Source organism: Microbulbifer thermotolerans, assembly GCF_900112305.1.
Lineage (GTDB): Bacteria > Pseudomonadota > Gammaproteobacteria > Pseudomonadales > Cellvibrionaceae > Microbulbifer > Microbulbifer thermotolerans.
The window spans coordinates 251,187-264,434 of record NZ_FOKT01000007.1 but is presented as its reverse complement, the minus strand read 5'-3'; the positions used below and the strand labels follow the sequence as shown (position 1 = coordinate 264,434).

Sequence of the window (13,248 nt, the reverse complement as noted above, 5' to 3'; positions counted from 1 at the left end):
GAGGAAAAATTTTCCTCCCGCGCGCGCGCCGGGCGCGGGCAGCCGGCTTTTTGGGAGTACTACCAAGTAACCACTGCTTTACTGGCGTAAACGCGGTTACCGTGCAGGTATACAAATGTATCAAGGGTTCCCCAATGAAAATTCCATCGGGCATAATGTGTCCGCAACAGCGAGGGGCTTGCCATGGCCAAAGTATTGAAGCGCGTCCGACAGTCCATTGTCTTCCGTATCGGCGGTTTGCTTCTGCTCACGGCGGTAATCGCCATCAGCTCCATGGTGGCCTCCTATGTGATCTCGGACGCCGCTCAGCACGATGCCGAAGCCATCAACCTGTCCGGTTTCGTGCGTGCGCTGAGCTACAAACTGACCGCTGCGGCACAAAGCGGTGACACCCAATCCACACGGGAAATGACGGCGGCGCTGGACAAGCAGCTGCAAAAAATTTCCACCATCTCCAGTTTTCCACTCTCAGACGCATCCACCGAGGCAGACAATTTCCGCGCCGTACAGCAAGAATGGCAACAGAAGATACGACCACTGTTGAATGACGTCGCCGCCGGAGAAAGGGCGATCGCCAGCCGGGAGTTGCTGGCCTTCACAGACGCTTTCGTCACCAAGGTGGACAGGTTGGTCCTCGACTACCAGCGTATCGCCGAGCAAAAAGTGAAATTCTTGCGATTGGTGCAACTGGCTTCTCTGTTCGCCACCATCACCCTGGTTTACTTCTCGGTGTTTACCCTGTCGCGCTCCGTGGAGCAGCCCCTCAGGGAACTCATCTCCAGCTGCCGAGAAATCGCACGCGGCAACTTCCGCCCGCGCTTGACCCTGCACAGTGAAGACGAACTCGGTCTCCTCACGCAGACGATCCGGCGTATGAGTGAAGTGATCGACCAAACGCACCGTCAACTGGAAGAGCGGGTAAAGGAAAAAACCAAGCAGCTGCGCAAAAGCCACGAGGTGCTCGATTTTCAGTACCGCTTGGCGCGACGCATTAGCGAAGGAACGCTCGTAGGCGCCGAGCTGAAACCGTGGCTGAAGGAATTCAGCGAACTGACCGGACTCAACGACCTGGACCTGTGTCTGATGACGCCCCGGGGAGAAACGCCCTATGAACATTTAATCCACGGCCGGGGAAACCAGAGTTGCACCGAGCGCGACTGCTATAATTGCTCGCACGCCTGTGGTCCCTCGGAGCGTGCGAATCAGCGCCTTTACCGATTCCCCCTGGAGGCGGACAAGCGCAACTACGGAGTCCTCGTTTGCAGCCTGCCGCGCAACCAGCTGCTACACCGCGAGCAGCAACTGCGCCTCAGCGCCTTCGCCGATGCGATCACCACCGCCATTACACTCAAAGAGCGCGGCCAGCAGGAACGCCGCGTGGCACTGATGAACGAGCGCGCCATTATCGCCCGCGAGTTGCACGACTCCCTGGCGCAGTCGCTGTCCTATCTGAAAATTCAGGTCGCGCGCCTCAATCGCTGTACTCGGGGGGAAAACATTGATCGCGCACAAATCAGCGAAATCTCAGAAGAATTGAAACAGGGGCTGGACGCCTCCTATCGCCAACTGCGAGAACTGCTCACCACCTTTCGCCTGCAGGTATCGGAAGGTGGACTGCACAATATCCTCTGCCGCTCCGTGGAACAATACCGCGAACAGCACCCGGAAATCGCCATCGAACTCCACTACGAACTGGAAGAAATTCCCCTTACTCCCAACGAAGAAATTCACCTGCTGCAACTGGTGCGCGAGGCATCGCAAAATGCCGTTTACCACTCCTGGGGCGACCGCGTTTCCATCAGTCTGTTGCCGGGAGAAGGACAGCGAGTTTTCGCCAGCGTCCGGGACAACGGTAAAGGTATCAGCGATGCACCGGAGAAACGGAATCATTTCGGTATGTCCATTATGCAGGAGCGCGCCAGTAACCTCGGCGGCGAACTCATTATCCGCCGCCGCGAAACCGGGGGTACAGAGGTCAGCTTTTCATTTATCCCCGAATACGCACGCGCGCAGCAGACACAAGAAAACAACCAGACTCAAGCAGATTTGCACTTACTTTTCGCTTCCCGGACAAATGGGTGACATTGTTGCGCCTCTGATCTTGGAAAAGGATGTTTTGGGAAAGCGGCCATTAAACGTGGAGAGTATAACAGATTTAAGGAATCGATGACGGAGCTACAGGGGCGCACCCGCGCGTTTTCGAAATGACACCCCATTGCCCGAGCATCCCGAAACCCGCTACACGGCTCATACGAATTTATAGGGGTTCCTAAAAGCAATCAGAGCCCCATCAAAACCGTTGGAAATGCCTTGAAACCCGATACCGTCACCGCAATGCGCGGGCTGATCACTGAAGTCCGCAATACAATGCCATTCAACCTGCCCGCCGCCGCACTCTGCGCCGGCCCCTGTCGCGGATGCCCGAAAAAACTGCTCGAATACCTGGACCAGGAACTGGAAGACTGGGAGCAACGCCTCGACAATGGTGAAAAACCCTCCCTGGGCGATGTTTCCAAATTCGCAAAAACCTGCCGCCGTATTCACCAGGCGCTGGCGGCCAACCAACTGGTGGAGCCCCTTTGAAGCGCAGCCGGGTTTCTCTGTGACTGAATCGCGCGTATCAGAGATGGAAATTTTCAGCGGCCTTTTGCGCAGCAAGCGGCCGCCCGTATCTGATCAGTCGATATAGCGCATCAACATGCTATAGCCGACATGCTCGGCAGGCAGTTCCAGCGGCAGGCGCATGCGCACCACGTGGCCGGATCCCGGCGCCACATCCAGAGATTCACCGCGCTCGGACTCCAGCACTTCGAGGCGGAAGCTCTGGTTGCCGCCGGGAGTAACCAGCTCCAGCTGATCGCCGCGCTCGAAGCGGTTTTTTACTTCGACGGTCATCCAGCCATCTTCCAGGGCCAGTGCCTCGCCGACAAACTGTCGGCTGGCGTTGCTGGATACGCCCTTTTCGTAATTCTGGAATTCGCTGGGCACGTGGCGGCGATAAAACCCCTCGGTGTAACCGCGGTTGGCCAGATGTTCGAGACTGGCCATGAGTTCAAAATCGAACTCGCGACCGGCCAGCGCGTCGTCGATCGCGCGGCGATAGACTTGGGCAGTACGCGCAACGTAATAGTGGGACTTAGTGCGGCCTTCGATCTTCAAGGAATGGATTCCCATCTGCACCAGGCGCTGCACATGCTGCACCGCGCGCAAATCCTTGGAATTCATGATGTAGGTGCCGTGCTCGTCCTCGTACACGGGAATCAGTTCACCTGGACGGTTTTTTTCCTGCAACAACATGGGCTCGGGGTGCCCGCTGGACGGGTCCACCTCCACTGCGGCAATCAGGTCGCCGGTCTCCGTTTCCCGCGCCGGATGGGCATTGTATTCCCAGCGGCAGGCGTTGGTGCAGGCCCCCTGGTTGGAATCCCGGTGGTTGATATAGCCGGACAGCAGACAGCGCCCGGAGTAGGCCATACAGAGCGCGCCATGGACGAAGACTTCCAGCTCCATCTCTGGACAGCGCATGCGGATTTCTTCAATTTCGTCTAGGGACAGTTCCCGCGAGAGGATGACCCGCTCCAGCCCCTGTTGCTGCCAGAACTTCACCGTGGCCCAGTTGACTGCGTTGGCCTGCACCGAGAGGTGTACCGGCATGTCCGGCCAGTGTTCGCGTACCAGCATAATCAGCCCGGGGTCGGACATGATCAGTGCATCCGGTCCCATTTCAATCACCGGCTCCATGTCGCGGAGGTAACTGCGCAACTTGTCGTTGTGCGGAGCCACGTTACTGGCCACATAGATCTTCTTGCCCTGGCTGTGGGCTTCTTCGACTGCCGCCGCCAGATTCTCCATCCGGTTGAATTCGTTATTCCGCACCCGCAGGCTATAGCGCGGCTGGCCCACGTAGACTGCATCGGCGCCGTAGGCAAAGGCAAAACGCATGCTTTTCAAAGTCCCGGCCGGGGAAAGGAGTTCAGTCATGGCTTACTTCCGCGTGGGAGGGGGGAGTTGATCCCGCCTCGTTATTGCTTCTTGCGATGTTATCCACACAGCCGCACGGCTGCGGGCTGCAATTGTACCCCAACTTTCCGAGATCACACGGGCCAACGCAGTCAAAGTACGCACAAGCCCCCCGCTCCGGGAGGCTGCGGGCGGCACGGCGATGAATAATCAGGGATTCCCCGACAGTCCCAGTGCGACAGACATATTTTCCACGCACAAAAAAGGGGAGTACCGACTCCCCTAAGCCGCAACACACAGCGGAAATTGTTATGGATTATAGAACTCGCCGTCCTTGCGCAAATAGAACCAGTAGTTGATCAACAAGCACACCGCATAAAACAGGGCAAAGCCGGCCAGCGCGTACTCCGGGGTTGTCGCCTTGATCTGCTCGCCGAACACCTGAGGGATATAAAAGGCTCCATAGGCCGCAACCGCGGAAGTCCAACCCAATACCGGGCCCGCCTGCTCTTTTGGGAATACCATGGCGATGGTGCGAAAAGTGGAGCCGTTGCCGATGCCTGTGGCCGCAAACAGGGTCAGAAAGAGCAGGAAGAAAGGCAGAAAATATTCTTCAGGTGTGGCGGAGGCGTAAGCCGCTTTCATGTAATAGGCGACACCCAGCGCACTGGCAACCATAATCAGGGCACAGATTTGTGTCACCAGAGCGCCGCCGACGCGGTCCGCAATCCATCCGCCCACGGGGCGAATCAGCGCACCGATAAACGGGCCCATCCAGGCGTACATCAATGAGCTGGGACCGCTGGGATTAATAGTATCGTGCGTCATCACGCCATCGACCATCACGTGGCTGTATCCGAAGATCACTTTGATGGCCAGGGGAAACGCGGCGGAAAAGCCGATAAAGCTGCCAAAGGTCATGGTGTAGATCACACTCATCACCCAGGTATGCTTATTATTGAAAATACGGTACTGGCGATTGAGACTGCTGCGGATATCACCGGGCAGCATTTTCAGGCCGTAAACGGTACCGAAAATCACCATCAGTAAGACAATTTCCTTGGGCAGCTGCCAGCCCGCTCCATTGGCACTTTCCGGCAAAATCAGCCACAGGCCGATCAGGGCGGTGCCCAGGCCAATGCCCAACATCAAGGTGATTTTGGCAAAGCTGGCTAGGGGACTGCCGATATCGGGGGAGACTTCATCGGTGCGGATATTGTCCATACCAAACCAGGTTGCCACCACGAGGGGGATCAGCAACAACAGCCAGACAAAACCCGCATTTTGAATCCAGGATTCAGAACCCGCCGGCACCTTACCGATCAGAGACCCGGATGCACTCACCAGAACCATTGGATCGCCACCCATAGCACCAAATGCGCCGAAGGTCATAAACAACGGCACGATGATCTGCATGGTGGTCACGCCGAAATTGCCCAGGCCGGCATTCAGTCCCAGTGCCAGGCCCTGCTTTTCCCGGGGAAAGAAAAAACTGATATTGGACATAGAAGAGGCAAAGTTGCCGCCACCGAATCCGCTGAGCAATGCCAGCAGCTGAAACACCCACAGCGGCGTGTCCCTGTCCTGCAGGGCTATGCCCGTACCCAGGGCGGGGATAATTAACAGCGCGGTGGTGAACACAATGGTATTGCGCCCGCCGCACAGGCGGATAAAGAAACTGCTGGGAATCCGCAGCGTGGCACCCGTCAATCCGGCGATGGCCATCAGCGTAAAGAGTTCGGATTTGGCAATTGGGAATCCCAGGTTGAGCATCTGTACGGTAATGATTCCCCAGTAGAGCCACACGGCAAATCCGGACAGCAGGCTGAGGATGGAAATCCACAGGTTGCGGGTCGCTATTTTTTTACCCCTGGATTGCCAAAACTGGCTGTTTTCCGGGGTCCATTCATAAATGTCAGACACAGTCTCGGCTCCTGATCGGTTAGCTATTCTCGACTGCGACTATGGACAGTGGCGGACGGCCGCTCAATTACCATCAATAAGTACCCCTTTTTCATCCTATACCTCCTAAGGGGTAGTCGGCGTTTGCACCCATTTTCCTGTGCTAGCATGTCCGCCAGACACGCCCGTAAACCCATTGAACGCAGGAGTACTCATGTCCAACCCGGCAAGAGTGATGATGGTCGATGATCACCCTCTGTTCCGCAAAGGACTGATGCAACTCTTCAGCCTGGAACCGCGCCTGGAACTGGTGGCGGAAGCCAGCAGTGGAGCGGAAGCGGTGAAGCTGGCCGACGAGTGTGACCCAGACCTGATTCTGCTCGACCTGAATATGCGCGGCATGGACGGGTTGGATACGCTGCGGACCATGCGCGCGGCCGGCGTGTCCGCGCGCATCGTGATGCTGACCGTGTCCGACAACAACGCGGATGTCGTTGCCTGTATCCGCGCCGGCGCCGACGGCTATTTACTGAAAGATATGGACCCGGAAGACATTCTCCAACAGGTGCTGGCGGCCACCCACGGCAAAATGGCCATCAGCCAGCGCCTGACCGAAATTCTCGCCTCCGCATTGCGCAAGCCCGACCAGTCTGGTGCCGATACACTCTCCACCCTGACAAGCCGCGAGTACCAGATTCTGCAATTGATCGCAGACGGCCTGAGCAACAAACTCATCGCCCGCGAACTGGATATCAGCGATGCCACTGTCAAAGTGCACGTGAAACACCTGCTGAAAAAACTTGGGATGCGCTCGCGGGTGGAAGCCGCGGTGTGGATGGTCAATCAGAAGCGGGCCGAATCCCGCTGATGCCGATAAATACTGGGCCGCGCTCGCGGCCCCGCGGGCGACGCCTCGAAAATCACACGCCTTACCCCTGCAGGAATCCCCATGACTGACTGCTGTACTCAACCCGGCCTGATTCCTATCGAAACAGCCAGGGCGACCTTGTTGCGAGATATGATCCCGGTGGAGGACACTGAGACGATTCCCCTGGCGCAGGCCTGCGGACGAGTACTGGCCGCGCCTCAAATTGCCGGTATCAACCTCCCGCCCTGCGACAATTCGGCGATGGACGGCTACGCGCTGCGGCTTGCAGATCTCGAGGACGGCAAACCGCTCCGCTTGGCCGGCAGCGCCTTCGCCGGCCGCCCCTTCAGCGGCGAGGTCGCGCCCGGGACCTGTGTGCGCATCATGACCGGTGCCGCCCTGCCCGCTGGCGCCAATACCGTGGTGATGCAGGAACAGGTTGAGCGACAGGGAAAATCCGTCTTTGTACGCGGAACCTTGCGCCGGGGTGAGCATATCCGCCGGCGCGGAGAAGATGTGGCCGAGGGGGACGCGCTGCTGGAGGCCGGCACGCGGCTATCGGTGGCCCGCATCGCCCTGCTCGCTGCCGTCGGTATCGGTGTGGTGACGGTGTACCGACGCCCGGTGATCGCCCTATTTTCCACCGGGGATGAACTGCGCCCGCCGGGGGCCACACTCGGCAACGGCGAAATCTACGACTGCAACCGCACCGCACTGCTGGCCGCGCTGACGCAGCTGGGCGTCGATACGCTCGATCTGGGCATACTGCCCGACGACAAGGCAATTATCCGGGAAAAACTGGCCCGCGCCGCCCGCGATGCCGATGCCATTATTACCTCTGGCGGGGTCTCGGTAGGCGATGCCGATTACACCCGGGAAGTACTCGAGGAAATGGGGCGGGTCAATTTCTGGAAAGTCGCCATGAAGCCGGGTAAACCCTTCGCCTATGGCCACCTGCAGGGGACGCCCTTTTTTGGCCTGCCCGGCAACCCGGTGTCCGCGCTGATCACCTTCCAGCAGCTGGTGGTGCCCGCCTTGACCGCGATGCAGGGCGGCACCTGGTGTCCACCGGTACCGCTGCGGGCAAAACTGGGGAAAGCGCTGAAAAAGAAACCGGGGCGCACCGACTTCCAACGGGGAATTTATCGCCGGGACCCGGCGGGCGGCCTGAGCGTCGAGCCGGCTGGCAATCAGGGCAGCCACATTCTCTCCGGCCTCGCGGAGGCCAACTGTCTGATCATTCTGCCGCGCGACAGCGGCAATGCCGACAGCGGCGATAGCGTTGCGATAGAACCACTCGGGGTGCCGCTGGCTCCCTGAGTGGGCCCCGCTCCGGAACCGGTTGCGGCGACCAAAGCGGGGCGAATTACTCGGCGTTTTTACAGCTTGCCGATCATATTCAGGAAGACGCCCTGACTGTCGTAATCCAACTGGGTCAGATCATCGGAAAAGTCGGTGAAGTTGTACCCCACCCCTACTTTCAAGTGGTCGCCCATATGCCGGTAAAGGCCGACCAGGGCACCACTTCTGCGGTCCTGGGCATCCGGCAGGTCAAGCATGCGCCCTTCGATCAACAGGTCCCAGCGATTGACGAAGTGCCAGTCGGCGCGCAGCACGTACAGGCTGGCGCGGCTGTCGAAGAACTCCGGGTCCACGCGGTCGAAACTCAGCTGGCCGAGACGGTAGGCGTACTTGGCACCGAGCGTCCAGCGACGGCTGATATCGTAGCTGGTGTCGACGGAAAAAATATGACTCTTCTGAATAAATTCCGTCGCACTGTTTTGCACCAGCACCTGGTCCTGGGTTGGCACATTGTAGAAGTAGGTGTACTTCAGCAACGTATTCCAGCGGTCGTTGTTCACCGGGCGGTAGGCGTAACCCATTACCGCCTCAGTGAATTTACCGTCGTAAAATTCGCCTTGGGAGCTTTTGCTGTCGGAATAATTCAGCTTGCCCACCAGGCGCCAATCCGGATTGATCTGGTAACTGAAGGTGTTTTTCAGCAGCCAGGTGTCGCGCTCTGATTCGGTAACAGTGTCTGCGTCCACCGGTGTCTCCATCGCATCAGTGCGATATTCAACCGCTGAGGCAAAGCGAACATCTCCGCTGCTGAAATTCGTATTCACCCCCAGCGCGCGGCGGTCCGTCCGTGCGCCGGTGCGCGGATCTTCCAATGTGCCCGCTTCGACGGAGGTGCCATAGCTCCAGCGGTCATTGGGAGCAAGGTCCATCCCCAAGGCGTGTGTCAGACCGGTGGAAACATCGCCGTGACTGTATTGCTCCTCGCCGTAAATACTCAGACTGTCGGAATAGCGGCTGCGGAAGCCCGTACTCATATTGCCCTTGCGCGCGCGCACGCCGGTGTCGGTGCGCTCGTTGTCGAGGGTGTAATTCAGGTAGAGGCTGGTCCTGTCGGTAATCAGGTAGTCAGAACCCAGGCGCGCGGCGGTACCGGTATCGCCACCGGACAATTCACTGTCCAGCATCAGGCGCTCATTGACACGGTAAGCGCCACCAAAGCCGATGCGGTTGTTTTCCTCCCGGGTACCGGTCACTTCCATGGTGTTCTGGACGAAGCCGAAAGCACTCCAGTTTTCCCCGGAGTCGTAGCTGGCCTCCAGGGCCATGTCGGTCCTGTCACCCTGTGTTTGCGTGGCCGGCACCACCGGTGAGAAATCCTCACGGCTGTCGCTGCGGGCTCCGGCTTCGAGACGCCAGCGGTCGCTGAGACGCAGTCCCACCATCACATCCACCGCACTCGTATGTAAGCCGAACTCCTGCTCGCTGTTATCGGCTTTCACACCGAAATCGAAGCGATCGCCGACAGGCACATTGAGGCTGGCGCCGTACTGGGTGGTGTCATAGTTGACCAATTGTCCCGGGGCGGAAAAACCGGCCTCCCGCTCCTGGTGATAGAAGGTGCCCGAGCCACGCACACCCTCGAAGAAATCGCTGAGCTGCAGGCGGCCTTCAAACTTGGACGCGCCCGCCTTTGCCTCCGGGTCCAGCAACTCCTGTTGATCAAAGCTGTAACCGCCGTCGTAAGAATTGACGATATCCTGGTCGCCGCCCTGGCTGTCCGCCACTTCGATCTTCAACCAACTGCCCGCGCTTTTGCGCAGGGTCAGGTCCACGCCCTGCAGGGATGTCTCGTAGCCCTCTTCTTCCTGTTGGGAGGCGCTGAAACCGAGTTTTACATGGTCGCCGAACCAGTAGTGAGCGCGGCCGCCGACAGCGAGGGTATCCAGCTCTTCAAAGCCCGGCGTGTACTCGTAGCGGGCCACCAAATACTGCGGGTTGCCGTTGTAGGCGCCGTCCTGAATCAACAGGTTGTCATTGGCCAGCGCCGACAGGGGTTTATTCAGTAATACCCGGCCCTGGATATAGTCGATGTCGTAATCGACTACCGCGGTCAGGTTTTTAACCCCCAGAACCAGGCCGGAGTCCTTGTCCCGCACCTCGATCCGCAACCGCTCGGAGCCGCTCAGAATATCCTGGTGGCGCAGGAAATAGAGGGAACCGCCGGTGCCGCGAAACTCTTCGCGGGCGGCGATAGTTCCCGGCTCGGCGGCAAAGGCATCCAACTGAAAACGCCGCTCGCCAAAGCTGGTCATACCGTCGCTCTCGTAGTGGCCGCTGGCACCGTAGAGGGCACGATCGATATGAGCCAGTTCGTTGTCGGTGTACGCCGCTTTGAAATTGCCCCACAGGCCGTAGTCGTCGTACTTGGACAGTTTCACATAGAACTTGCCGGAAGTGGGCGCGTCTTCGACCACGGTGGAATCATCGCCGAAGGTGGGGTAGTAGAGATCGCTGTCCAGGCGGCGGAAGAGCGCGTCCGGAGATTTTTCCAGGAAATTACTAAACAGCTCGTCCAACGGCCCCTCTTCGGTGTCCGCGCTGGCGGACAGGCGCCAGCCGTCACCGAAGCCGCCGCTGGTGTAGAACGCCAGGCGCCCGTCGTAGCTGACGGAGTTGTCGTAGTGGGTCTCGTCGCCGGTAACCAGCTTGGCGGGGCCATTGGTTTTGTCGTAGCCGATGGTCAGATCGGCGATACCAACGGTAAACCAGTCACTGTCGGTAAACTGCAAGTCGCGCAGAAACAGTTCGCCGTTACCCTCGGAATCCAACACTGCCACTTCCACCGTGTGGGTGCCGCGATCGAAAATCTGCTCGGCGACAAACCGGCCCTGTTCGTCGACCGGCACTGGATTGCCCCCCAGCCACACTGTGTGGCCTGAGGGGATACCGGCGCCGTTGACGAGTACTGTGTTGCCATCCAGGGGAATACTGCGCCGCGCCAGGCGATTTTCCCCATAACCCACCAACAGCTCCTGTTGCGGATCGGCGTCTTGCCACACTTCGTCCAGGCTGTCGACTATCCACAGCATCTGCGGTTTTGTTTCGTCGTAGCGCCCCTTGTCGTCATATACCCGCAGCAGGTACTGGATTTTTTTCAGCGGTCCGCGAAAAGATTCGAAGGCCGCCTCCCATTTGCCCTCGCCGTTTCCATCCAGTTCTACCACCGCCAGCGGCACATCCCGCGGCGACTGTTGCTCCTCAAACAGGCGCACTTCGGCGCGCTCGATAAATGCCGGATAGTTGCTGTAACTCTTAAAGCGCACAAGGCTGTCGGCAATTTCCGTGTCCGGGTCATCGGCGTAGCGGATACTGCTGGGCCAGGCGGTTACATTCAGCCGCGGCTGCATTTTTTTGTTGTCGAAACGGAAGCGGATATTGGCGTTTTCCAGAGCCACGTCCGTACAGCGCTGCAGATCGGCGGAATTTTTGTAGGGATCGTACTCCGGGGCGCCGTCCACGGTGATCCGCATCAGATTCAAGGCGTAGGGGTTGTGGGTTTTGGCCTCGCGCTCAATGCGCTCTATTTCCACCAGGTCCTTGTCCGCCAAAACCGCCAGCTCGTCATACAGCACCTGCACTTCCACGCGCGCGCCGTCGGGTGCGATAAAACCTGTGGCGACCACATCATCGGACTGCACATAGCCGCGCCCTTCGAACTCGACCTGTTCGTCGCTGAGGTTCAGTTGCCGCTGGACCTGTTCCATAGCACGGCGCGCACGGGCGGCGGAGAGTCCCACATCGTCACCGTAAACCATCGCTTCGCGGCGCTCCATGCGCTCATTGTCGCTGTAGCCGATAAAACTCAGGCGCACATTAGTCTTACCTGCCACCTCTTCCATGGCGCTTTGCATACGGGCAAGCTGTGCTGAGGTGACAACCGGATCCCCATTTTGGAAGCGGATGGGTTCAATGGCACCATTGGGGGATTCGTGTGCAATGGTGATGGTTTCGGCTGCGGCTGCCTCGGGGCAAGCCTGCACATCGTCGAGCGGCGTTTCCAGCGGGTCGTCGTACCAGAATTCCACTTCCACACGGCGGTTCAGTGCCCGGCCTTTGGGGGTATCGTTGGCGGCAATCGGCTGCGTATCGCCCTTGCCGCTGCTGGTTACCATGTCATCCGGCAGGTTCAATTCGTCGCGCACCGCCAGTGCAACCCGGCGCGCCTCGGCACGGGACAGGGCCATATGATCGCTGTACAACTTGGCTGGCCCTTCCGGCAATGGCAGAGAATCCGTGTGGCCGACAAAGTGAATCACCAGATTATTTTTATCCGCCAGGTTGACCATTACCTCGCGGATACGGCGCACGAAAGCTTCGGGTAAATCCACCTGCCCCGGCTCCAGTCGCAGCGGTGTCACCAGGTTTTTCAGCCGCGCGCGCTGCACGCTGCCGGCGGTGTAGTGCAACCGGCAGACGGTTTCCTGGCGGCATACTTTGACGCGGTTTAACGCCAGTGCCTGGGCGCGGATATGCTCGGCCATGGCAACTTCATCCAGGGCGTCATAGCGGGCCTGCACCTGCACGCGGCGATTCAGTTCGCGCCCGGCACTGGTAATGTTGTCCGCAATTGGCTCTTCGTCGCCCCGACCTTCAAAGGCGATCATCTCTTCCGGCAGCGCCAGCGCCTCCTGGAAAAATTTCGCCACCCGCTCGGCGCGGGCGCGGGTAAATTCCCGCTTGTCTTCAAAGTCCGCCACCTGCTTCGGACTCATCGGGCCGCTGTCTGTGTGCCCGATAAAGAGCAGTTTCAGATTGGGCTTGTCTTCGAGCTCCTGCAGTTTTTCCTTCAGCGCCTCGACAGAATCCCTGGGGATTTCGTCGTCCAGCTCGCGGAATGTGAACGGCTCGATCAGGTTTTCTTCCACAACGGGTTCCGGCGGCTCGGCAAACAGTGTCGCATCCTGGAGCCACTGACGACGCGGCTGGCCGAGCAGCATGGACTCGGTATTGCCACCGATCGCTTTTTCCTCGTATGCGCTTTCCGCCTCCTCTATCTGTGGTGACAAACCGGGAATTTTTTTCCACACCTGCCACCAGGAAGCGGGCGCTTCCACAATTTCTCCGTCTTCCTGCGCGCACACGGGAAGCGCGAACAGTAAAGCGAGAATCCAGATTGGGGGAGCCGTTCGTTTTCCTCTCATCATTCCAATTTCACC

At 58.8% G+C, this 13,248-nt stretch carries 7 protein-coding genes; 4 read left to right on the top strand and 3 right to left on the bottom strand.

From position 1 onward, the window contains the following. Window positions 1-183 precede the first annotated feature (183 nt). Together BM155_RS13110 and BM155_RS13105 are read left to right on the top strand one after the other, a co-directional pair. Complete coding sequence (locus tag BM155_RS13110) at window positions 184-2,082, top strand: histidine kinase (RefSeq protein WP_074903581.1); 1,899 nt, start codon at window positions 184-186, stop codon at window positions 2,080-2,082. Between the two features lie 228 nt (window positions 2,083-2,310). Next, complete coding sequence (locus tag BM155_RS13105) at window positions 2,311-2,583, top strand: hypothetical protein (protein ID WP_067151767.1); 273 nt, start codon at window positions 2,311-2,313, stop codon at window positions 2,581-2,583. Between the two features lie 93 nt (window positions 2,584-2,676). Here BM155_RS13105 and trhP read toward each other — a convergent pair whose 3' ends face one another. Next, on the bottom strand, window positions 2,677-3,981 hold the full coding sequence (trhP, locus tag BM155_RS13100) for a prephenate-dependent tRNA uridine(34) hydroxylase TrhP (protein ID WP_067151764.1): 1,305 nt from the start codon (window positions 3,979-3,981) through the stop codon (window positions 2,677-2,679). A 288-nt stretch (window positions 3,982-4,269) separates the two neighbouring features. Continuing rightward, window positions 4,270-5,883 carry an MFS transporter gene (locus BM155_RS13095; RefSeq protein ID WP_067151761.1) on the bottom strand — a complete coding sequence of 538 codons (1,614 nt, stop codon included), beginning with the start codon at window positions 5,881-5,883 and terminating at the stop codon, window positions 4,270-4,272. A 193-nt stretch (window positions 5,884-6,076) separates the two neighbouring features. Here BM155_RS13095 and narL point away from each other — a divergent pair, with 193 nt between their 5' ends. Together narL and moeA are read left to right on the top strand one after the other, a co-directional pair. Next, window positions 6,077-6,730 (top strand): two-component system response regulator NarL, encoded by a 654-nt coding sequence (narL, locus tag BM155_RS13090; RefSeq protein ID WP_074903580.1) that lies wholly within the window; start codon window positions 6,077-6,079, stop codon window positions 6,728-6,730. 81 nt (window positions 6,731-6,811) lie between these two features. Then, window positions 6,812-8,050 carry a molybdopterin molybdotransferase MoeA gene (moeA, locus tag BM155_RS13085; protein WP_074903579.1) on the top strand — a complete coding sequence of 413 codons (1,239 nt, stop codon included), beginning with the start codon at window positions 6,812-6,814 and terminating at the stop codon, window positions 8,048-8,050. Between the two features lie 59 nt (window positions 8,051-8,109). On the opposite strand, the gene BM155_RS13080 is transcribed toward moeA, so the two are convergent. Continuing rightward, window positions 8,110-13,146, bottom strand: coding sequence for an OmpA family protein (locus BM155_RS13080; protein WP_254773190.1), 5,037 nt, complete (start codon window positions 13,144-13,146; stop codon window positions 8,110-8,112). Window positions 13,147-13,248 lie beyond the last annotated feature (102 nt).

Coding starts and splice junctions, on each gene's coding strand:
- narL (WP_074903580.1), top strand. CDS start 6,077: ATGTCCAACCCGGCAAGAGTGATGATGGTCGATGATCACCCTCTGTTC.
- BM155_RS13110 (WP_074903581.1), top strand. CDS start 184: ATGGCCAAAGTATTGAAGCGCGTCCGACAGTCCATTGTCTTCCGTATC.
- moeA (WP_074903579.1), top strand. CDS start 6,812: ATGACTGACTGCTGTACTCAACCCGGCCTGATTCCTATCGAAACAGCC.
- trhP (WP_067151764.1), bottom strand. CDS start 3,981: ATGACTGAACTCCTTTCCCCGGCCGGGACTTTGAAAAGCATGCGTTTT.